The following is a 21,943-nucleotide window of genomic DNA, read 5'->3' on the forward strand; positions in this document are numbered from 1 at the left end:
CAAAAAGGGGTCGCTGCGCAACCCAGCGGGAGAAAGCTCCCTCGCCACAGGTGTTCGCCGGGATCCGGGTGGCGTAATCTGCCGGGCTTTATGGGTGGAAGGCTTCATGACTGTTTTTTTCCGGCTCTCCCTGGCCCTTGCCGTGTTGCTTTTGGGGGGCTGCGAACAACCTCCGGCCCCGGCCCTCGATCAACAGCTCTACATCTGGCAACGCCAATGGATCCCGGCCCACGCGCTGGCGCTGCGCCAAAGCCGGGGAGATTTTTCCACGTTGCGGGTGCTGGCGTTGCAGGCTTTTCCCGGGGCGGGCTGGAGCCGTGCGCGGATCGATCCGGCCTTGCTCAAGGCTGATGGCCGTCCGCTGATCGCTGTGATTCGTCTGGACGGTCAGCTCAAGGCTTTGGACCAGGACGAGGTGATCGCGCAGATCCAGCAGGTGCTGGGCGATTGGCAAGCCCAAGGCCTGACTCCGATAGGGGTAGAAATCGACCACGATGCGGGCAACGCGCGGTTGCCGGCTTATGGAAAGTTCCTCGGCCAACTGCGGCATGTCCTGCCGGTCAACGTGCGGCTGAGTATTACCGCGCTACCGGCCTGGCTCGACAGCCCGGCATTGCCTGGGTTGTTGGAAACGGTGGACAGCAGCGTGCTGCAGGTCCACGCGGTGAGTGACCCGAGGCAGGGATTGTTCGATCCGAAACAGGCCTGGCACTGGGCGCAACGCTGGAGCGATATCACCACACGGCCGTTTTATCTGGCCCTGCCGGCATACGGCGTGGCGCTGCTGACCCAGGAAAGTGGCGCGCCGGTGGTGGAAAGCGAAGTGCCGATCGATCGCGGTGGCGAGCGGCGGGAGTTGCTGGCCGATCCGCAACAAGTGGCCGGGCTTGCGGCAGATTTGCGTGCCGATCCGCCGAAACATCTCGCTGGATTGATCTGGTTTCGCCTGCCGCTGGCCGGCGACCGACGTGCGTGGAGCCTGATCACGCTCGGCGCCGTCGCCCGGGGAGATAACCTGGACAGTCGCTTGGCGTTGCAGTGGGGGGAGCAGGGTGGTTTGTACGATATCCGCCTGGTTAACCAGGGCAATCTCGACAGCCCCTGGCCCCAGCGCCTGACGCTGGCTGTCGGCGCGTGTGACGGCGTCGATGCCTTGGCCGGTTATACGTTGCAACAAACCCCCGGACTGCTTACCTTCACCCGCATTCAGGAAGGCCGCTTGGCGGCTGGCAGCCAACGGGCAATCGGTTGGGCGCGCTGTACGAAAATTGACCAAGGAGGTTTCAATGTTTACCCGTAAGTGGCCTCGTCACCTGCTGTGCCTGAGCCTTTGCCTGCCGCTGGGCCCGGTGCTGGCTTGCGGGCCGGATTTCCCGATGCGCCTGCTGGATAACCGCGCCCAGTCGCTGGCCGAATTACCCGAAGGCAGCTTTCGCTTCGAGGTCAGCCGCCTCGGCCAGGCGATTGCCGGGCTCAAGCCGGCCACCGAGGCGACACGCAACCCGGACTACAGCTATGACGACCCGCCTTCCTACGTTGAACAGCGCAACCAGGCCGAGCAGATCGGCCTGACCCCGCCGCAGCAAGCGGTGGTGGAGCGCCTGCGAGCCCTGACCGATGTTGACCAGGTGGCAGCCGAAGCGGCCAACCTGCCTGATGAGCTGCGCTTGTATGCGATTGGCGCGGCGGCTTTCAACATCGGTGAGCATCAGCGTGCTGTGGAGGCGTTCCAGCAATTGCTGGCGTTACCAGCTGACCAACGTCGGTTGCGCAGCACCTGGGCCGCATACTCCCTTGGCCGGGCGTTGTTCGCCGTGAGCACCGAGGCCGGCAGCGGCGACCCTGTGGTCTTGCAGGACCAGGCGCGAGCGGCGTTTCGCCTGGCCCGCGAGTTGAGCATTGCCGGCTTCAGCGATCCGCTGGAACTGGGCGTCGCCAGCCTTGGCGAAGAAGCCCGGGTGGCCTACACCGCTGACGATTGGGACAGTGCCATCGGCCTCTATGCGATCCAGAACCTGCAAGGGTCTCCGGTCGGCTACAGCTCGTTGCTGCAATTGGCCGGTGATTTGAGCGTCCAGCCGGATGAGCGTTTGAGCCAACTGCTCAAGACTCCGTTGGTGCAGCGATTGGTCACCGCCTACCTGCTCAGCCGCGTCGGCTGGTGGGACGGTGAAGAACCCTCGGGCGAGAAAAGGCTGTTCGAACTGTTGCAAGCCAGCGCCCAGGACAATCTGGACGATGCCGACCGTTTGGCGGCGGTGAGTTACCAGCACGGCGATTACGCCAGTGCCCAGGCTTTTGCGCAAAAGGCTGCCGACACCGGCCTGGCCTGGTGGGTGCGTGCCAAGCTGGCCTTGCGCGACGGCGACAAAGTGGCCGCGGCGGCGGCTTATGCCAAGGCTGCCCAGGCTTTCCCGAACGATGAATCCTGGGGCAGCCGGCGGACACCGGATTGGAACTTCGAGTCGGTGCAGCCCAAGTGCCGGGTCGAAGGTGAAAGCGCGATCCTGGCCTTGCAGCGCGGCGATTACCTGCAAGCCTTCGATCAGCTCTATCGCGGCCAGAGCAACTATTGGTACGACGCTGCCGCAGTCGCCGAGCGTGTGCTGACGGTGGATGAGCTCAAGCAGTACGTCGACGCCCAAGTTCCGGCGCCACCGGCGTTGAGTCAGGAGGATCGGGACAACTACGTGCCGCTGCCGGTGGCTGCGAGCCTGCGCAATCTGCTGGGTCGTCGCTTGCTGAGGGAAGGGCGCTTTGATGAGGCACCGGCTTATTTCGATAACGCAGACTTGCAGAACAAGGCCCGCGCCTATGGGCAATTGCGCCAGGACGCGGAGTCCAAATGGTGGCCAACCCGACGGGCCGAGGCCTATTTCAATGCGTCCTGGATGGCGCGCAAATGGGGCATGGAGTTGCTTGGCTATGAGATGGCGCCGGATTACGCCAGCCTGGGAGGCAATTACAGCCTGGAACCGGTTGAGCTGAAGGTCGGGCCGCTGGTGGCCGAAGGCGAAGTGCAACGCCAGCAGGCCAGCGCCGCGCAGCCGGATGTGCGTTATCACTACCGGTTCGTCGCCACGGCGCTGGCGAGCCAGGCGGCGGATCATTTGCCGCATACCAGCCAGGCGTTTGCGGCGGTGCTGTGCAAAGCGGTGGGGTACAACTCCAGCCTTGAGGAGCAAAGCGCGCTGTATCAACGCTATGTGAAGGAAGGTCCGTATGTGGATTGGGCCGGGGATTTCGGTCATCAATGCCAGGAACCGGACTTCAGCAAGGCGAACAAACGCTACGTGACCCAGGCCTTGGACCCGATGCGTTCGGCACTGCGACCTTACAAGGCCTGGTTGGAAGTGGGCGGGGCGGTGCTGGTGGTGGCAGTGGCGTTGGGATTGATCAGTCGGCGCCGGCGCAAGGCGCGGATGTCGGCTAGCTAACGGGCGAACACCGATTGTGGTGAGGTAGCTTGCTCCCGCTCGGCGGCGAAGCCGTCGTAGAATCGGCTGATGCGATTTGCCCGAAAATCGCGTCAGCCGATTTGGGGCGGCTGCGCCACCCAGCGGGAGCAAGCTCCCTCGCCACAGGTGTTCATTCCCGCTTTGCGTTGTTCCTACATCTGTGTCGCCATCCCCTCCACATCCATGGCCGCCTGGCGCAACGCCTCCGAGCGGGTAGGGTGTGGGTGGCAGGTCAGGGCGATGTCCTCGGCTGAGGCGCTGAACTCCATGGCCACGCAGTATTCACCGATCATCTCACTGACGCTCGGGCCTACCAGGTGCACGCCAAGGATCTCATCGGTGCGTTCATCGGCCAGGACCTTGGCGAACCCTTCGGTCTCATGGTTGATCTTGGCTCGGCTGTTGGCGGTGAAGGGGAACTTGCCGACCTTGTAGGCACGGCCTTCGGCCTTGAGTTGTTCCTCGGTCTTGCCGACGCTGGCCAGTTCCGGACGGGTGTAGATGACGCTGGGAATCAACGCATAGTTGACCTCGGCGGCCTTGCCGGCGATCTGTTCGATGCAGGCCATGGCTTCGTCTTCGGCCTTGTGGGCCAGCATCGGTCCGGACGTCACATCACCGATGACCCAGACGCCGGGCGCTTCGGTCCGGTGATTCTGGTTGGCGAGCATGCCGCGCTGGTCAGGGCTCAGCCCGACGTTCTCCAGCCCCAGTCCTTGCGTGTAAGGCCGACGACCGATGGCGACCAGCACGTAATCGGCATCCAGCGGCTGTGCTTCGCCGCCCGCCGCCGGTTCGATCTGCAATTGCACGCCGCTGGCCGAGGTCGTGGCGCCGGTGACCTTCGAACTCAACTTGAACTGGATACCTTGTTTAGCCAAGGCCCGCTGCAAGGTCTTGCCGGCCTCGCCGTCCACGCCCGGGCAGATGCGATCGAGGTATTCCACCACGGTCACCTGGGCACCCAGGCGCCGCCAGACCGAGCCCAGCTCGAGGCCAATGACGCCGGCGCCGATCACCACCAGATGCCGGGGCACCTCACCCAGGGACAAGGCGCCGGTGGAGTCGAGGATGCGCTGGTTGTCGATTGGCACGCCTGGCAGCGGCATAGGTTCCGAGCCGGTGGCGATGACGATGTCCTTGGCGCTGAGTTCGGTCTTGGCGCCATCGTCGCCGGTAACGATCACCTTGCCGGGCCCGTCGATGTGGCCCCAACCTTTGATCCAGTCGACCTTGTTCTTGCGAAACAGAAACTCGATGCCCTTGGTCAGGCCGGCCACGCTTTCGTCTTTCTGCTTCATCATCTGCGCAAGGTTGAGGGTGGGGCTGACTTCAATGCCCAGGTTGGCGAATTCCGCTCCCGTGGCGGCTTCGTACAGTTCCGAGGCATGCAGCAAGGCCTTGGAGGGCATGCAGCCGACATTCAGGCACGTGCCGCCCAGGGTGGCTCGGCCTTCGACACAGGCGGCTTTCAACCCCAACTGCCCGGCCCGAATCGCCGCGTTATACCCGCCGGGTCCGCCGCCCAGAATGATCACGTCGTAGTTGCTCATCGCTGCTCTCCTGCTTGGCCTGATAGAAAATTATGCTCGTAATATGAGCGTTTCCGCAGATTTCGGTCAAGGCTTAAGTCAAGAGGCCTGCGCTGGCCTTGTCATGAAGAATTCAAAACGGAAATTTCACAGGAATCGTTATAAGGTAACGGTATATAACGCAGCCTCAGTGGCATTTGTCCACGGGCCGGATTTTGATCGCCACGAGTGTTGGGGTGGTATGCAAGTCGATCTTGATGTCGAAGGGGCACAGGTGGCCGAATGGCCGCGTTTTCAGCAAGCGTCCTTCCAAGGGCGCCGCTTGAAGCAGATCGCCTTCGCCCTGGGAAGCGTGGCGGGTTTGGGGTTGGTACTGGCATTTTTTATCGGGGTGTTTTCGCCGCAATCGCTGTGGCCGGTTCTGCTGGTCAGCCAAGGTGCGGGACTCTTGGTGTTGGTAGCGGGTTTGCAATCGGCCTGGTGGGTGACGCAATGGCGTAGCAGGGCGCTGCTGCCAGCTGTGGATAACCTGCCTGTGGAAAACGAACCGGTTGATAACCTGGGTTGGTATGAGCGGCTGCTGGAGCGAATTGGCGCACGCGGGGTCGGTCTGCTGAAACAGATCGGTGCGCCTGCGTTGTGGCTGGCCGGTTGGTCAGTGCTGGTATTGCTGGGCCTGGAGCAAGCCTGGAACTTGCAACTGCCGGCTGCCGCCCTCGGTGTCTCCGCCAGTGTGGGGGCGGTGTTGTCGTTGTTGTTGGCATTCGGGCTATTAGTGTTCGAGCGGCAATTGGCCCAGCAATCTCCTGTGGAGTGGCCGGAAGCGCCGCCGCTGGCGCAACTGACGCGGGTGGCGATCATCGTGCTGGTGCTCGGCGCTTTGTGTTTGTTGTTCGTCGCAGAAACGTCCATTTGGCCGCTGCGCCTGGCCGTGCTGATGGGGCTGTTGCCGGGCGTGGTGGCGGCCGAGTTTTTGCTGCGTGCTGTGCTGTCGTTATTCATCCCGCGCCGAGACGCCCTGGAACCGACGCTGCTGGGCCGCAGTGTCATCGCCGATCTACTGCGCTGGCCGCCGCAACCGTTGCTGGCCTTGCAACATGAACTGCACAACCGTTTTGGCATCGACTTGCGCCAGATTTGGGCCTTCAGCTACATGCGCCGGGCTTTTTTGCCGGTGTTGGCGCTGGTGGTGCTGGTGGGCTGGTTGTTGACTGGCGTGCACGAAGTGCCGCTGCAGGGGCGTGGCATCTATGAGCGCTTTGGCAAACCGGTAGAGGTGTTCGGCCCGGGCTTGCATGTCGCATTGCCTTGGCCGTGGGGCAGGGTGCTCAACGTCGAGAATGGGGTTGTGCATGAACTGGCGACCAGCGTCGCGGAGAGTCGGGCAGTGGTCGAGGCTGAACCGGCGGAGGGACCGGCGCCGGCAATCGCCAATCGGTTGTGGGACGCCAGCCATGTGAACGACAAGTCCCAGGTCATTGCCAGTCGTCGTGCCGACCAGCAGAGCTTCCAGATCGTCAACATGGACGTGCGCTTTGTCTACCGCATCGGCCTGACGGACGCCGCGGCCTTGGCGGCGACCTACAACAGCGCCGATGTGCCGACGCTGATCCGCAGCACCGCCAGCCGCATCCTGGTGCATGAGTTTGCGTCGCGCACGCTGGATGGTTTGCTGGGGGCTGACCGTGTCAGCCTCGCCGATGAAATCGGTCGCGCCGTCCAGGCTGATTTGCAATCGCTCGATAGCGGTGTGGAAATCCTGGCGACCGTTGTGGAGGCGATTCATCCACCGGCCGGTGCGGCCAATGCCTACCACGGCGTGCAGGCGGCGCAGATCGGTGCGCAAGCATTGATCGCCCGAGAGCGCGGCGCGGCGGCCGAACAGACCAACCAGGCACAGTTGCAAGCCAGCGTCGCCCATGACCAAGCCACGGCCACCGCCCGGGAAATCAACGCAACCGCCCAGGCCGCCGACCTGCGCTTCAGTGCCGACCGCAAAGCCTACGCCACGGCGGGGCACGCTTTTGTGCTGGAGGATTACCTGGGCCAACTCAGCCAAGGCCTCGCCAATGCCCGGTTGCTGATTCTCGATCATCGCCTGGGCGGCAGCGGCAACGCGCCGACCATCGACTTGCGTACCTTCACGCTGCCGGCAGACCCTGCGTCGCCGCGTAACCCTGTCCCGCCAGGAGCTGCCCATTGAGCCAGTCCTCTTCACACGATCACCACGACCACGCTGGTCACGATCACGGCCATCCCGGTCATCAACATGGTCATCATCACCACCATCATGGCGATCCGCAGCAGGCCGGTCCGTTCCCGTGGCGGCGCATGGGTTGGGCAGCGTTGCTAGTGGCGTTTGCCGTCGCGGCGGCAAGCCTGGTGCAAGTGCGCTCGGGGGAGGCTACGGTCATCACCCGTTTCGGCAATCCGGCGCGGGTGCTGCTGCAACCTGGCTTGGGTTGGCGCTGGCCGGCACCGTTCGAGGCGGCGATTCCGGTGGACCTGCGGTTGCGCACTACGTCCAGCGGTTTGCAGGATGTCGGCACCCGTGATGGGCTGCGGATCATCGTCCAGGCCTACGTGGCGTGGCAGGTGCAGGGTGACCCGGAAAACGTGCAGCGTTTCATGCGCGCGGTGCAGAACCAACCGGACGAAGCCGCACGGCAGATCCGCACCTTCGTCGGCTCGGCGCTGGAAACCACCGCCGCCAGTTTTGACCTGGCGAACCTGGTTAACACCGATGCCAGCCAGGTGCGCATCGCCGATTTCGAAGCTCAGCTGCGTCAGCAGATTGATCAGCAGTTGCTCACCACTTATGGCGTGCGCGTATTGCAAGTCGGCGTTGAGCGCCTGACCTTGCCCTCGGTGACGCTGACGGCGACGGTGGATCGCATGCGCGCCGAGCGTGAAACCATCGCCACCGAACGCACCGCCATCGGCAAGCGCGAAGCGGCGCAGATTCGCTCCGCCGCAGAACGTGATGCGCGAGTCTTGCAAGCCGATGCCACGGTGAAAGCCGCGGATATCGAAGCGCAGTCGCGAGTAGAAGCGGCTGAGATCTATGGTCGGGCATACGCCGGCTCCCCGCAGCTCTACAATCTGCTCCGTTCGTTGGACACCTTGGGCACCATTGTCAGCCCAGGGACGAAGCTGATTTTGCGCACCGATGCGGCACCATTCCGTGTCCTGGTGGACGGTCCGGTTTCCGTGGACGGCAAAGGTGGAACACAACCATGAGTTTGGTTCCACGTGGAACAAACGAGTTATCCAGCCCGTGGATCCAGGCCGGACGCCTGGCATTTCTTGCGCTTTACGCCGTCACGGTGTTGGCGGCGTTGGCCTGGGTCTTTTCCAACGTGCGGCAGATTGATCCGCAGAATCGCGCGGTGGTGCTGCACTTTGGCGCCTTGGATCGCATCCAGAATGCCGGTCTTTTGTTGGCGTGGCCTCGTCCTGTGGAACAAGTCGTCTTGCTGCCCGCTGCGGATCGGGTGCTTGAGCGGCGGGTGGAGAATCTGCTGCGCTCGGATGCGGCCCTGCAGGCTGATCGTGTGGCCAGTTTCGCCACGCCGGTTAGCGATGCTTTGGCCGGCTCTGGTTATTTATTGACCGGTGATGCCGGCGTGGTGCAACTGGATGTGCGGGTCTTCTACAAAGTCACCGACCCTTACGCCTTCGTTTTGCAAGGTGAACATGTCCTGCCGGCACTGGACCGATTGGCGACCCGCAGTGCCGTGGCCCTGACCGCAGCCCGGGACTTGGACACCATTCTGGTGGCTCGCCCCGAACTGATGGGCAGCGACAACCAGGCGGCCGAACGCCGCGAACGCTTGCGTGGCGATCTGGTGCAGGGGCTTAACCGGCGCCTGGCTGACCTGGCGGCGACGGGGCAGGGGTTGGGCATCGAAGTGGTTCGGGTCGATGTGCAATCGAGTTTGCCGGGGCCGGCGGTGAGTGCCTTCAACGCGGTGCTGACGGCCGGCCAGCAGGCCGATAAAGCCGTGGCCAACGCGCGCACCGAAGCTGAAAAGCTCTCCCAGTCCGCTCGCCAAGACGCCGACCGTGCCGTGCAAGTTGCCCATGCCCAGGCCAGCGAACGACTCGCCAAGGCTTCGGCCGACACGGCCACGGTGCTGGGTTTGGCGAAGACCCAAGGCAGCGATCCACAAATGCTGCTGCGCCTGTATCGCGAACGCATGCCTGCCATCCTTCGCCAGGCTGGTTCAGTGACGACGGTCGACCCGAAAGACGATGCCCGTCTGATCATCCAGGGAGCCGGACAATGACCGCCCAAACCAGCGCTGCACCGATGTTGTCCTCGACGGAACAACGCATCGCCGCCCGGCAACTGACCTTGGCGATGCTTGCCCTCGGCTTGCTCGCATTGGGGCTGGTATGGCGCGGCTGGTCGCCAGAGCAGAGCGGTGTCAGCCAACTGCTATTGGGGTTCGCCTCGCTATTGGTGGCGGTGCCGGTGATGCGTTCGGCCTGGTACAGCTTGCGTTACCCAAGCCTGCACGGGATTACCGACCAACTCATCGCTCTGGCGATGCTCGGTGCCTGGGCCACTGGCGACCTGCTGACGGCGGCGTTGTTGCCGATCATCATGATCTTCGGGCATGTGCTGGAAGAGCGCAGCGTCATTGGCTCTCAGGAGGCGATCCATGCCCTTGGCCAACTGACCCGCAGCCAAGGTCGCAAGGTGCAGGCCGACGGTTCGATCATCGATGTCGACAACGCGACACTCCAGCCCGGCGATGTCGTGGAGGTGCGCGCTGGCGATCGAGTGCCGGCCGATGGTCGGGTGTTATCCGGCCAGGCCAGCCTCGACACCGCACCCATCACGGGTGAGTCGGTGCCGTTGGAGGCTGTGGTCGGCACAGAAGTCTTTGGTGGCGCGATCAATCTGGATGGCCTGCTGCGCCTGGAAGTGACCCGGACCGGCGAAGAATCAACCCTGGGCAAAGTCATCGCCCTGATGCAAAACGCCGAACGCTCCAAGCCACCCATCACTCGCTTGCTGGAACGCTACGCCGGCAGTTACCTGGTGCTGGTGTTGCTGCTGGCGGCGGTGACCTGGTTCGTGACCAACGATGCCCAGGCGATGCTGGCGGTATTGGTCGCCGCCTGTCCTTGTGCGTTGGTGCTTTCGGCGCCGGCCACCGCCATTGCCGGGATCGCGGTGGCGGCGCGCCACGGGATCCTGATCCGCAGCTCGGCCTTCTTGGAAGAACTGGCGGACCTGACGTCGTTGGTTGTCGATAAGACCGGTACTTTGACCTACGGCGTCCTGCGCCTGCAATCCATCGAACATGCCCAGGATGCTCCCTCATCGTTGCTGTTGCCTTTGGCTGCCAGCCTCGGTTCGGCCAGCAGTCATCCGGTCAGTCGTGCGTTGGCAGGGCTGGCGGAACAGGAAGACAGCCTGGCGCTGACGGACATCCATGAGCGCCAGGGGTTGGGGGTGGTCGCGATGACCGCCCAGGGCGAAGCGGCGCTCGGGCGACCGGAGTTGTTTGCACAACTGGGCATTCAAACGTCAGCGGTCCCGGAGCACGACGGCCCGATTGCCGGCCTGGCCCTGGACGGGCAGTTCCTCGCCTGGCTGTTGCTGGCCGACAGCGTCAAGCCGGAGGCACGGGTTGCCATGGCCGAGCTGCGCGAGCTGGGCCTGGGACGTCAGTTGCTACTGACCGGCGACCGCCAGAGCGTGGCCACGACCCTGGCCCGGGATGTCGGCATCGGCGACCTGCAAGCCCAGGCCCTCCCTGAAGACAAACTCAAACGGGTCATGGCCGAAATCGACCATGGGTTCCGCCCCATGGTGGTGGGCGATGGCATCAACGATTCCCTGGCGCTCAAGGCCGGAGTGGTGGGTGTCGCAATGGGCGCAGGCGGTGCAGACATCGCACTGGCGTCGGCAGACATCGTGCTGATCGGCAGCGACTTGCGCCGCCTCGGCACCTGCGTGCGATTGAGCCGCCAATGCAGGCGCACGTTGCAGGTCAACGTGATCATTGGCTTGGGCTGGACACTGGCAATCGTCGCCTTTGCCGCCTTCGGCTGGCTCGGTGCGGCGGGGGCGATGATCGCCGCGCTGCTGCATAATCTCAGTACCCTGCTAGTGTTAGGTAATGCGGGGCGATTGCTGCGGTTCCAGGAGCCACTCCTGAAAATCCAAGCGAAGGGAGCCGTTGGATAACCCTTGGCGAACTGTGCGTCACCCTTGCAGTCTCTGTTGGAGAGGGCGTACCCATACTGGCGTTACCCGGCACAAGGAGTGAATTTGGGACAGTGATAGAGAAAGGCTATAAATTCGATAGCCTGCTATTTTTCTATGATGGTCTACCCTCATTTCAGACGTCTGAAACAAGGGGGATTATTCATGCTCGCGCAACTTCCACCGGCCTTACAGAATCTGCATCTACCGCTTCGGTTGCGGCTCTGGGATGGCCATGAGTTTTCACTGGGTGACGACCCCAGTGTCACGATCGTGGTCAAGGACCCACAAATGGTCGCGCAATTCACCCATCCGAGCCTGGATGCGCTAGGAGCGGCATTCGTTGAAGGCAAACTGGAGCTCGAAGGTTCGATTCACGAAGTCATTCGTGTCTGCGATGAATGGAGCCAGGCCTTGGTCGAGGATGACGCCGACAACCCGCCGGTACGATCGCTCCACGACAAGGAAACCGACGCCAAGGCCATCTCCTATCACTACGATCTTTCCAACGCGTTCTATCAGCTATGGCTCGACAGTGACATGGCCTATTCCTGTGCCTATTTCGAGACGGGCAGTGAAACCCTCGAACAGGCCCAGCAAGCCAAATTCCGCCACTTGTGCCGCAAGCTGCGATTACAGCCGGGTGACTACCTGCTGGATGTCGGTTGTGGGTGGGGCGGCCTGGCCCGTTACGCGGCACGCGAGTTCGGTGCCAAAGTCTTCGGGATTACCCTGAGCAAGGCGCAGCTGGCACTGGCTAGGGAACGGGTCAAGGCAGAAGGCCTGGAGGATTCGGTCGAGTTGCAATTGCTGGATTACCGCGACCTGCCCCAGGACGGTCGTTTCGACAAAGTGGTCAGCGTCGGTATGTTCGAGCATGTTGGCCACGCCAACCTCGAGCAGTACTGCAAGACGCTGTTCGGCGCGGTGCGTGAGGGCGGGTTGGTGATGAACCATGGCATCACCGCCAAGCACACCGACGGTCGTCCGGTCGGTCGTGGCGCCGGTGAATTCATCGAGAAGTATGTATTCCCCAACGGCGAGCTGCCGCACCTGTCGATGATCTCTGCCGAGATCAGCGAAGCGGGGCTGGAGATCGTCGACGTGGAAAGCCTGCGCCTGCATTACGCGCGCACGCTCGATCATTGGAGTGAACGCCTGGAGGACAATCTCGAGGCCGCCGCGAAGGAAGTGCCGGAACAGGCGTTGCGGATCTGGCGTCTGTACCTGGCCGGCTGCGCCTACGCGTTCGCCAAGGGCTGGATCAATCTGCACCAGATCCTGGCGGTGAAGGCCCACGCCGACGGTAGCCATGAGTTGCCCTGGACCCGCGACGACATCTACACCCCTTAGAGAATCGGGGAAATAAGCCGGGCGATCCGCATGCCGATCTTTTGCAGGCGGTGGGTCTCCCGGCTTTCCTGTTTGTCGATTTCCACGGCTTGGGCGAAGTCCTGCTCAAGCATCTGCTCGACCTCGGTGGCGAACGGGATATCCACCGTGAGCAGCATGACTTCAAAATTCAAGCGGAACGAACGGTTGTCCAGGTTCGCACTGCCAATGGCGCTGATTTCCCGGTCGATCAACACCACTTTCTGATGCAGGAAGCCCGGTCCATAACGGAACATCCGCACACCGGCCCGTACCGCTTCAAACGCGTACAGGCTGGACGCTGCGTAGACGATCTTGTGGTCGGGCCGCGAGGGCAGCAGGATGCGCACATCCACGCCGCGCAGTACCGCCAGGCGCAAAGCTGCGAACACCGCTTCGTCGGGGATGAAGTAGGGCGTGGTGATCCAGACGCGTTCGCTGGCGGCGTGAATGGCCTCGACGAAAAACAGCGAGCAGGTTTCATAGGCGTCGGCCGGGCCGCTGGCCAGCAACTGGCAAAGCACGCCGTCGTCCGGGTAGCTGTCCGGCAGGATCAGCGGGGGCAGGGAACGGGCCGCCCAGAACCAGTCTTCGGCGAACGACTCTTGCATGCTCGCCACCACCGGCCCGCACACTTGCACATGGGTGTCGCGCCACGGCGCCAAGGGTGGTTTATCGCCCATGTATTCGTCACCGACGTTGTGCCCGCCGACGAACCCTTGCACGCCGTCCACCACCACGATCTTTCGATGGTTGCGAAAGTTGACCTGGAATCGGTTGAGCCAGCCGCTGCGGGTGGCGAACGCTTTTACGTGGACGCCACCGTCGCGCAAGGCTTGCACGTAGCGGTGGGGCAGGGAGTGGCTGCCAATGCGGTCATAGAGCAGGTACACGGCCACGCCTTCGGCGGCTTTCTTCAAGAGCAGCGAGTGCAAGCGTTGACCGAGGCGGTCGTCATGGATGATGAAGAACTGGATCAGCACGGCCTGTCGTGCCTGTTCGATGGCCTGGAAAATCGCCTCGAACGTGGCGTGGCCGTTGACCAGCAAACGCACCTGATTATTGGCCAGGCACGGTGTGCGTCCCAGTTTCGGCATGGCCCGTAACGAGGCATAGGCCTGGGAGGCGCGAGCGGTCAGGGCTTCTTCGACCCAGGGGCGCCAGTTCAACTCGGAGATTGCCTTGCGCATTTCTTCGTTGGCTTGCCGGCGAGCCTTGATGTAACCATCGAACGTGCTGCGGCCGAACACCAGGTAAGGAATCAACGTCAGGTAGGGAATAAAGGTCAGCGACAGGGCCCAGGCAATCGATCCTTGGGCGGTGCGCACCGTCAGCACGGCGTGGACGGCGGCAATGGAACCCAGGGTGTGGAGCAGCGCGATCAGGTAACCGAAAACATGCGGGCCGAAATAATCCATGGGGCAGCCTTGCTCCTGAAGTTTCAATGCTTAACAGACCATGTTCCGTGACGAATGTCGCTATTTAATTCACAGGTCCGGGCTCTGAACCGAAGCCGGCGGACGGCGTCTAACGGCCACTTGTCCTCTGGAGTTCGTGTAATGAATGTTCGTCTGCTGGGTGTGGCCTTGGCGATGGGTTTGTCGGTTCCGATGGCGGCTCAGGCGCAGATGCTCCAGCCGGGTTTGTGGGAATTGACCACCAGCAATATGAAGGTCGATAACCAGAACCTGCCGGACCTGCAACTGATCCTTGGCCAGTTGCAAACCCAGATGACCCCGGAGCAACGGGCGATGCTGGAAAAGCAGGGGATTACCATGGGGGGTAAAGGCATTCGCGTGTGCCTGACCCCGGCGCAGGTGCAAACCAATGACATTCCGCTGCAAGACCCGCAATCGGGTTGCAAGCAGCAGATCACCGAGCGCACCGGCAATCAGTGGAAGTTCCGCTTCAGTTGCCCGAAAGCCCAGGGTACTGGGGTCGCGACATTCCAGAGTGATCGTGAATTCACCACCAAGGTCAACGGCACGTTCAATGCCACCGGCATCCAGCAGAACGGTAGCCTCGACACTCGCGCGGTCTGGCTGGGGCAGGATTGCGGGACGGTCAAACCGAGGGCTTGAAGCTCATTTGAAGTAATCGCTTGGTGAGCCTGTGGGAGCCAGGCTTGCTCGCGATGCAGACAATTCGGTGAGTCGCCAAGGGCGTCACCGTTCATCGCGGGCAAGCCTTGCTCCCACAAATGCTCTAAGGCCGACTCAGCGCCTCGTACAACGTATTGAGGTTGTATTCGAACAGGCCGGTGAACGTGCTCGCCGGTCCGCTGGCGGCGAGTGCGTCGGAGTACAGCGTGCCGCCGATGTGAGCGCCGCTCTCGTCGGCGATCTGCTTGAGCAGGCGCGCGTCCTTGATGTTTTCCATGAACACCGCTTTGACTTTCGCCTGACGGATCTGGGTAATCAGCGCCGCGACTTCTGCCGCCGACGGTTCACGTTCGGTGGATAACCCCTGGGGCGCCATGAACTCGATGCCATAGGCCTGGCCCAGGTAACCGAATGCATCGTGGGACGTCACGATCTTGCGATTACCGGCAGGCAATGCGCCGAGCTTGGCCTTGGCTTCGGCGAGTAGGGCGTAGATTTTCTTCAGGTATGCCTGGCTGTTGCGTTCGTAGTCGGCCTTGTTGGCCGGGTCGGCAGCTTCCAGTGCCTTGGTGATGTTGCTGACATACAGCTCGGCGTTCGCCAGGTTGTGCCATGCGTGCGGGTCGGGGATGGTCTCACCGTCCTCATCCAGTGACCGGGGGATGACGCCACGGCTGGCGCTGATCACCGGGACGCTGGTTTCGGTGCTGGTCACCAGGCGGTCCAGCCACGGCTCGAAGCCCAAGCCATTCTTGATGATCAGTTTTGCCCTGAGCAACGCCTTGGCGTCGTCTGGGGTAGGTTCGTAGGTGTGTGCATCGGCGTCCGGCCCGACCATGTTGGTGATTTGAATATGCTCACCACCGACCTGTCGGGTCATGTCGGCGAGGATACTGAAGCTGGTCACCACCTGGAGTTTTTCGGCGGCGGACAGGGACATGGACAGCATCAGACTGATTAGCACGAGCAGTACGCGCATCGGGAAACACCTCATTGGGATGTGAGCAAGGGCGGGCGGCGCAGCAAACCGTGCACCGGCCCGAATACCACCGACAGCAGATACGACACGCCCGCCACCAGAACGATGGACGGTCCGCTGGGCAGTGAGTAATAGAACGACAACAGCAGGCCAAGCCAAACCGAGAGGCAACCGAGCAGCGCGGCGATCAGCATCAGCAGCGGCAGGCGACGGCTCCAGAATCGCGACGCGGCGGCCGGCAGCATCATCAGGCCGACGACCATCAACGCGCCGATGGCCTGGAAACCGATCACCAGGTTCAGCACCACCAAGGTCAGGAACACGCCGTGGGCCAAAGGGCCGAGACGACTGACGGTTTGCAGGAACAGCGGGTCGAGGGTATCGAACAGCAGCGGTCGATAAATCAACGCCATCGCCACCAGGCTGGCGCCGGAAACCCACAACATGCCGGTGAGTGTGGGGCCGTCCACCGCCAAGGCCGAGCCAAACAGCAGATGCAACAAGTCCAGGCGTTTGCCGGCCATGCCGAGGATCAACACGCCGGCCGCCAGGGAAATGGGATAAATCGCCGCGAGGCTGGCGTCCTCTCGTAGGCCAGTGCGCCGGGTAATCCAGGCGGCGAGCCCGGCCATGCTCAGGCCCGCGCCCAGGCCGCCCAGGGTCAAGGCCGGCAGGCTCACCCCGGCAAACCAGAAGCCCAGGGCGGCGCCGGGCAGGATGCCGTGAGCCACGGCGTCTCCGATCAGGCTCATGCGCCGAAGAATCAGGAACACCCCCAACGGCGCCGTGCTGCACGCCAACACCAGGCCACCCAGCAAGGCCCGACGCATGAAGACAAACTCTTGGAAGGGTTGCCAGAAATGCGTGGCCGCGAGCATCAGGCCACCCACGCATGGGGTTGTTGGGCGATCAAATCGACACTGCGGCCCAGCACGCAGCCGGTGTTTTTGATCAGCAGCGTATGGGGGACATGTTGGCGTACCGCTGCCAGATCATGACACACCACCACGATGGTCCGGCCTGCCGTGTGCCAGCGATGGATGTGTTTCCACAGTAGCGCCTGGCCTTGTTCGTCGAGGGCGGCGTGGGGTTCGTCGAGCAACAGCAAGGGCGCTTCGGCCAGGCTCAGGCGAGCGAGCAGGGCGCGTTGCAGCTCGCCTCCCGACAGCGCCATTAGCGGACGCTGCTCAAGGCCGTTCAATGCCCAATCGTCCAGTACGGTCTGCAGTAACTGTCTACGCATGGCTGGCGTGTGGCGATTGCCCCAAGAACCGGCCGCCACCAGGTCTTGCAAGTTGATGGGGAATTGCCGATCCAGATGTTGCTGCTGGGGCATGAATGAGACGCCACCACGTCGTGGAACATTCAAGGCGACTTTGCCGGCCAGCGGCTTTTGCAGCCCCGCGAGCACTTTCAATAGGCTGCTTTTGCCCGAGCCGTTGGCACCGATAATGGCGGTGAGGCTGCCTGCCGGTCGCTCCATGGCGAGGGGCGGGGTGAGGGGTTGTCCGGGGGCACCCCAGCGCAGTGCTTGGCAGTCGATCATGAAGCCTCCCGGGTCCAGCGGCTTTGCGCCACGGCGTCATGGGCATGAAGGCTTTCGGCGTGAACGACGCGTACATCCAGGGCGGTGATCTCCGATGAGCGGGCGAGGGCCGTGCTCAATCGCCGCGCGGCGTCTTCGCAGAACATCAGGTTTTGCCCGTTGGCCAGGGCGAAGGCTTGCTCATCGGCGCGTTTCACGGCGGTCTGCACGGCGGTGCCGAGGGCTGCCTCGGCTTGGTTGATGAACCACTGCAGCGGCAATTCGTCGACAGCGGCGTCCAGACGTAGAGTCAAAGTCGCCATGCTGCGCTGGCTATGCGGGGTGGCAACAATGCCGTTCGATGAGCCCAGCCAGGCGAGAATTTCGGCATGCTCAAGTTTCTTGTTAGCAAAGTCGTCGACAAATTGCTGTTGGATCAACTGCCGGGCAAGGGCTGCCGAACAAGGGCAAGTCGAGGAATAGGGGATCTGAATTTTCAGTTCCACGTGGAACATTGTGTTTTTTAACTGAGCTTCGATGCTCACCGGATAACCTTTCCAGCCTGCCAACGGGCTGATTAACGCCGGACGTTTGAGCAGTAGATTGGTATGCACGCTGAGCGAAGCCGCATGGGATAAGCCTTCATGGCTGTCGAGGAATTGCTCCAGGATTCGGCGCAATAGCGCTGGCGAAAGTGGCGTCTCTTCCAGCAACCCCAGCGCCAGATATAAACGCGACATATGAATGCCGCGTGCCTCGCTGTCATCGAGGCTCACACCGGCGTCGACCGTTGCGCTGAGGCGCTGGCCATCAATCAACACCGGCGTTGCGATACCACACATGCCTACCCAATCAAGGGGCAGGGTTTGATGTGAAACCTGCGCAGCCACATCGGGCAGCGTTAACGCATTCATGGTCAAGGCCCATCGAAGGTTAAAATTAGATGTTATAGTATAACAGTTAATTTCAAGAAGCCTTTTCCATGAAAGGAGTTTCATCTCCCTGAATGTTCACGTTCCACGTGAAACATTAACGCGATGAATCCTGGCATCCGTTCATGCGGCCGCATGTAAATGCGCCGGTGCTACCGCCCGAGCTGGAAAAACGATTGAGGGTTGTCCAGCCCACACGCTGGCTGTATCCAACCCAACTTTCCCCATCCGACGCCAGTCCGGTAAAGAACGTGAGCTGACCGTAACGGCTGTTCGTTTGCGCCCAATAGCGGCGAGTGGTGGCTTCAAAACCACGTAAATAAATAGTGTTTCCAGCCGTCGCAACGCTATAGGCATTGCCTTGCATATCCACACACGCCAGCAAATTCGCGCTACGGGTGCAGTTTGCCAAGAGCGGACTCTGGGCCGCAGCGCCTGACGCCCACAGCAACAATGAGCCCGCAAAAACAAATTTCAGAGGATTGCGCATGAATGGATCTCAGACCAATGAGGAGCGGCGGGGCTGGTTGAACTGCGTTGTTATACTATAACATAAAGACAACCAAGCCCTGAAAACGAGCCGTCATCGAAGCGGCCGCCCGATGAGGATATACCTGATGCCCAATCGTCTTCCCGTAACCGTGCTTTCCGGATTCCTCGGTGCCGGTAAAAGCACACTGCTCAACCACGTTTTGCGTAATCGCGACAATCTACGAGTTGCGGTGATCGTCAACGATATGAGCGAGATCAACATCGATGGCAGCGAAGTCCAGCGAGATGTCACCCTGAGTCGTTCCGAAGAAAAACTGGTGGAAATGAGCAACGGCTGCATCTGCTGCACGTTGCGCGAGGACTTGCTCAAAGAAGTCGGGCAACTCGCCAGGGAAGGGCGTTTCGATTACCTGCTGATCGAATCCACCGGTATTTCCGAACCGTTGCCAGTGGCGGAAACCTTCACGTTTCGTGATGAAGAAGGCCGAAGCCTGGCCGATGTGGCGCGACTCGACACCCTGGTCACGGTGGTCGATGGGGTGAATTTCCTGCTGGATTACCAGGCTGCCGAAAGCCTGGCGTCACGGGGCGAAACCCTGGGTGAGGAGGATGAGCGCTCGATCACAGACCTGCTGATCGAACAAATCGAGTTCGCCGACGTGATTCTGATCAGCAAGATCGACCTGATCAGTCAGCATGAGCGGGAAGAGTTGACGGCGATTCTGCAGCGTCTCAACGCCCAGGCGCAGATCATTCCGATGGTCATGGGGCAGGTGCCACTGGGCAGAATCCTCGACACAGGCCTTTTCGACTTCGAACGCGCCGCCCAGGCACCTGGCTGGCTACAGGAACTGCGTGGCGAGCATGTGCCAGAAACCGAGGAATATGGCATCGCCTCGACCGCTTACCGAGCACGCCGGCCATTTCATCCCGAGCGGTTCTTCAATTTTATCGACCGTCCGTGGCCCAATGGCAAACTCCTGCGCTCCAAGGGGTTCTTCTGGCTGGCCAGCAAACCTGAAGAAGCGGGCAACTGGTCCCAGGCTGGCGGCTTGATGCGACATGGCTTCGCCGGGCGCTGGTGGCGGTTCGTGCCGAAAAACCAATGGCCCCAGGATGAAGAGAGCACAGCGGCGATCATGAAGAACTGGCTGGCTGCCACAGGCGATTGCCGTCAGGAGCTGGTCTTCATTGGTCAGGACATTGATTTTGGCCAACTCGCCGCTGAACTGGACGCTTGCCTGCTCACCGATGCGGAAATGGCCCTCGGGGTCGAAAATTGGCGGCTGTTGCCGGATCCGTTCGGCCCGTGGCATGACGAGGTCGCGGCGTGATGCTGGCGCCCAGTCTGAAAAGGGCTACGCAGGCACGACAGGTCCAAGGTGATACGCCAGGGGTACTCACGCAGATCCTGGACGACGGCACCAACCTGGCGATCTGGCAGCGTCAGCTTCCTGCGCACATCAGCGATTTTGCGGCCATGGTGTTGGCGATGGACCAGTCCTTGGCCGAATCACGCGTGCTTGAGTTGCCGGAGGAAGACTCGCAGCCGGCGTTGCAGGGCCTGGCTGCAGGTTTCAGCGACCTGCAAGGCTATGAAGGCTTTATCGCCGATGTCTCCTGGCTCGTCAGTGCATTTGCCTGCCTATTGGGTGCCCAACGTGTCGGCCTGCGCCTGCGCACGTTGGACAAGGCGATGTGCCCACGTTTCCACGTTGACCACGTACCGGTGCGGCTGCTGACCACCTATGCGGGTGTCGGCAGCCAGTGGCTCGAGGAAGGTGTCATGGACCGTCGACGACTGGCCGAGCCTGAGGCTGAGCCCAGTGACCCACGCGTGATCCAGCAGTTTCGTTGCGGTGATGTGGGTTTGCTTAAAGGCGAAAAATGGCGCGGTAACGAAGGCCTTGGCCTGATTCATCGATCACCGGAGCCGGCGCCGGGAGAGCGTCGATTGATTCTAACGCTGGATTGGCTGGCTTAAGGCTTGAGCCAGGTGCCTTGGCTTTGCCCTTCGCAAAATGGCTGCAGGTACGCGGCATCGGTCGCCACGCCGTAATAGTGAATATCCTGGCGGTAAGGCATATTGGCGACCTGGGCGTTGCTGCAGATGCCGAACGCGCCGCCAGGGCATTGATCGACGTATTGCACCTCGACTTTCTGGCCGGCAAGGTTTGGCTGGCAGAAACCATCGGCAAACAGCTTCTGCGGGATGTTGCGGTTCTGCTGGCAGACCTTCACATCCAGCCGTTCCGCCTGACTGTGCACCACACAGGCCTGGGCCAGTGCCTGGTTGGAAGTCAGTGCCAGTAACAACCAGCCGATCATTCGCATATTCACCTCCATCGAAAGTCGTCGATTATGTTGCAGCACATTCCCACCCATGTCATCGCCGGTCCCTTGGGCGCCGGCAAGACCAGCCTGATCAGGCATCTGCTGGCGCAGCGCCCGGCCAATGAGCGCTGGGCGGTGCTGATCAATGAGTTTGGCCAGATCGGCCTGGATGCCGCGTTGCTGACCCAGGCTGGCGATGGTATCGCACTGGGCGAAGTGGCCGGCGGCTGCTTGTGCTGTGTCAACGGTGCGCCATTTCAGATCGGTCTTGGGCGTTTGCTACGTAAGGCCCGGCCGGATCGGCTATTCATCGAACCCTCGGGCCTGGGGCATCCGGCACAGTTGATGCGACAACTGAGTGAAGCGCCATGGCTCGGTGTGCTCGCGGTGCAACCCTGTGTGCTGGTGCTGGATGCCCGGGCGATGGCGGACGGCAAGCCTTTGCCCGACGCGCAGCAACAAACCCTGGCGGCTGCCGGACTGCTGGTGCTGAACAAGTCCGAGTCCCTCACACAAGCCGATCGTGAATGGCTGACGGCGCAGTTGCCAGGGCGTGCGTTGTACTGGACGCAACAGGCTGCGTTGCCGATCGATCGATTGCCAGGCCTTGCGGCTCGGGGCAGTGGGGCTGTGGATAACTTGAATCTACCAAAGCGCTTGGGCCAGATGCCGGCCATTTGGTCCGACCCGACGCTGCCGATCTGCTTGTATCAGCAGCAGGACGGTGGTTGGAGTATTGGTTGGCGCTGGCATCCCAGCCAGCAATTCGACGCAGCGGCATTGACGCGATGGCTACAAGGCCAAGACTGGAAACGGGCGAAAATGGTTATCCACAGCGTCGACGGTTGGATTTCAGCCAATGCGCTGGAAGGGGCGGTGCTGGGTTGGCAAGCCAGTGAGTGGCGCCAGGATTCTCGGATCGAGCTGATTTTCGATCAGGTGCAAGATGTCGATCGCCTGCAGGCCGAGCTGGCGAACTGTCGGTGTCGCTGAGT

Annotated in this window: 19 protein-coding genes; 11 read left to right on the forward strand and 8 right to left on the reverse strand. The window is 61.8% G+C overall.

Annotated elements, in window-relative coordinates; translation table 11 throughout:
- Positions 1-106: 106 nt before the first annotated feature.
- Both TK06_RS21300 and TK06_RS21305 read left to right on the forward strand, forming a co-directional pair.
- Positions 107-1,300: a DUF3142 domain-containing protein gene (locus TK06_RS21300; protein WP_063323695.1), complete on the forward strand. Its 1,194-nt coding sequence runs from the start codon at positions 107-109 to the stop codon at positions 1,298-1,300.
- On the forward strand, positions 1,287-3,437 hold the full coding sequence (locus TK06_RS21305; protein ID WP_063323696.1) for a hypothetical protein: 2,151 nt from the start codon (positions 1,287-1,289) through the stop codon (positions 3,435-3,437). The genes TK06_RS21300 and TK06_RS21305 overlap by 14 nt, the downstream gene beginning before the upstream one ends.
- Before the next feature lie 173 nt (positions 3,438-3,610).
- On the opposite strand, the gene lpdA is transcribed toward TK06_RS21305, so the two are convergent.
- Positions 3,611-5,011, reverse strand: a complete 1,401-nt coding sequence (gene lpdA / locus TK06_RS21310; protein ID WP_063323697.1) for a dihydrolipoyl dehydrogenase — start codon at positions 5,009-5,011, stop codon at positions 3,611-3,613.
- A gap of 220 nt (positions 5,012-5,231) precedes the next feature.
- On the opposite strand from lpdA, the gene TK06_RS21315 reads away from it, so the two are divergent.
- The 5 genes from TK06_RS21315 to cfaB all read left to right on the forward strand — a co-directional run bounded on the left by TK06_RS21315 (position 5,232) and on the right by cfaB (position 12,566).
- Positions 5,232-7,193, forward strand: a complete 1,962-nt coding sequence (locus TK06_RS21315; RefSeq protein WP_063323698.1) for a protease modulator HflK — start codon at positions 5,232-5,234, stop codon at positions 7,191-7,193.
- A complete protein-coding gene (hflC, locus tag TK06_RS21320) occupies positions 7,190-8,230 on the forward strand; it encodes a protease modulator HflC (RefSeq protein ID WP_063323699.1) in 1,041 nt (346 codons plus the stop codon). The genes TK06_RS21315 and hflC overlap by 4 nt, the downstream gene beginning before the upstream one ends.
- Positions 8,227-9,279, forward strand: coding sequence for a protease modulator HflK (gene hflK, locus TK06_RS21325; protein ID WP_063323700.1), 1,053 nt, complete (start codon positions 8,227-8,229; stop codon positions 9,277-9,279). The genes hflC and hflK overlap by 4 nt, the downstream gene beginning before the upstream one ends.
- On the forward strand, positions 9,276-11,195 hold the full coding sequence (locus TK06_RS21330; protein WP_063323701.1) for a heavy metal translocating P-type ATPase: 1,920 nt from the start codon (positions 9,276-9,278) through the stop codon (positions 11,193-11,195). Before hflK ends, TK06_RS21330 begins: the two co-directional genes overlap by 4 nt.
- A 183-nt stretch (positions 11,196-11,378) precedes the next feature.
- On the forward strand, positions 11,379-12,566 hold the full coding sequence (gene cfaB, locus TK06_RS21335; protein WP_063323702.1) for a C17 cyclopropane fatty acid synthase CfaB: 1,188 nt from the start codon (positions 11,379-11,381) through the stop codon (positions 12,564-12,566).
- Here cfaB and cls read toward each other — a convergent pair.
- Complete coding sequence (cls, locus tag TK06_RS21340; protein ID WP_063323703.1) at positions 12,563-14,002, reverse strand: cardiolipin synthase; 1,440 nt, start codon at positions 14,000-14,002, stop codon at positions 12,563-12,565. The two genes, cfaB and cls, sit on opposite strands and share 4 nt — an antisense overlap.
- 141 nt (positions 14,003-14,143) lie before the next feature.
- Here cls and TK06_RS21345 point away from each other — a divergent pair, with 141 nt between their 5' ends.
- Positions 14,144-14,665 (forward strand): DUF3617 domain-containing protein, encoded by a 522-nt coding sequence (locus TK06_RS21345; protein WP_063323704.1) that lies wholly within the window; start codon positions 14,144-14,146, stop codon positions 14,663-14,665.
- Positions 14,666-14,789: 124 nt separating this feature from the next.
- On the opposite strand, the gene TK06_RS21350 is transcribed toward TK06_RS21345, so the two are convergent.
- The 5 genes from TK06_RS21350 to TK06_RS31110 all read right to left on the reverse strand — a co-directional run bounded on the left by TK06_RS21350 (position 14,790) and on the right by TK06_RS31110 (position 18,612).
- A complete protein-coding gene (locus TK06_RS21350) occupies positions 14,790-15,665 on the reverse strand; it encodes a metal ABC transporter substrate-binding protein (RefSeq protein WP_060739954.1) in 876 nt (291 codons plus the stop codon).
- Between the two features lie 11 nt (positions 15,666-15,676).
- Complete coding sequence (locus TK06_RS21355) at positions 15,677-16,543, reverse strand: metal ABC transporter permease (protein WP_063323705.1); 867 nt, start codon at positions 16,541-16,543, stop codon at positions 15,677-15,679.
- Positions 16,543-17,211, reverse strand: a complete 669-nt coding sequence (locus tag TK06_RS21360; RefSeq protein ID WP_063323706.1) for a metal ABC transporter ATP-binding protein — start codon at positions 17,209-17,211, stop codon at positions 16,543-16,545. Before TK06_RS21360 ends, TK06_RS21355 begins: the two co-directional genes overlap by 1 nt.
- A complete protein-coding gene (gene folE2 / locus TK06_RS21365) occupies positions 17,208-18,104 on the reverse strand; it encodes a GTP cyclohydrolase FolE2 (protein WP_063323707.1) in 897 nt (298 codons plus the stop codon). Before folE2 ends, TK06_RS21360 begins: the two co-directional genes overlap by 4 nt.
- 115 nt (positions 18,105-18,219) lie before the next feature.
- Positions 18,220-18,612 (reverse strand): glutamine synthetase, encoded by a 393-nt coding sequence (locus TK06_RS31110; protein ID WP_086936691.1) that lies wholly within the window; start codon positions 18,610-18,612, stop codon positions 18,220-18,222.
- 127 nt (positions 18,613-18,739) lie between these two features.
- Between TK06_RS31110 and zigA the strand changes: the two genes are divergently transcribed.
- The gene (zigA, locus tag TK06_RS21370) at positions 18,740-19,948 is read left to right on the forward strand and encodes a zinc metallochaperone GTPase ZigA (RefSeq protein ID WP_063323708.1); all 1,209 of its coding nucleotides are present in this window, start codon (positions 18,740-18,742) and stop codon (positions 19,946-19,948) included.
- Positions 19,948-20,598: a DUF1826 domain-containing protein gene (locus tag TK06_RS21375; protein WP_063323709.1), complete on the forward strand. Its 651-nt coding sequence runs from the start codon at positions 19,948-19,950 to the stop codon at positions 20,596-20,598. The genes zigA and TK06_RS21375 overlap by 1 nt, the downstream gene beginning before the upstream one ends.
- Here the strand turns inward: TK06_RS21375 and TK06_RS21380 are convergent.
- Positions 20,595-20,948 carry a hypothetical protein gene (locus TK06_RS21380; protein ID WP_063323710.1) on the reverse strand — a complete coding sequence of 118 codons (354 nt, stop codon included), beginning with the start codon at positions 20,946-20,948 and terminating at the stop codon, positions 20,595-20,597. The two genes, TK06_RS21375 and TK06_RS21380, sit on opposite strands and share 4 nt — an antisense overlap.
- 27 nt (positions 20,949-20,975) lie before the next feature.
- On the opposite strand from TK06_RS21380, the gene TK06_RS21385 reads away from it, so the two are divergent.
- Positions 20,976-21,941: a CobW family GTP-binding protein gene (locus tag TK06_RS21385; protein WP_063323711.1), complete on the forward strand. Its 966-nt coding sequence runs from the start codon at positions 20,976-20,978 to the stop codon at positions 21,939-21,941.
- The last annotated feature ends 2 nt before the right edge of the window (positions 21,942-21,943 follow it).

Source organism: Pseudomonas fluorescens, assembly GCF_001623525.1.
In the GTDB taxonomy this organism is placed as follows: domain Bacteria; phylum Pseudomonadota; class Gammaproteobacteria; order Pseudomonadales; family Pseudomonadaceae; genus Aquipseudomonas; species Aquipseudomonas fluorescens_Q.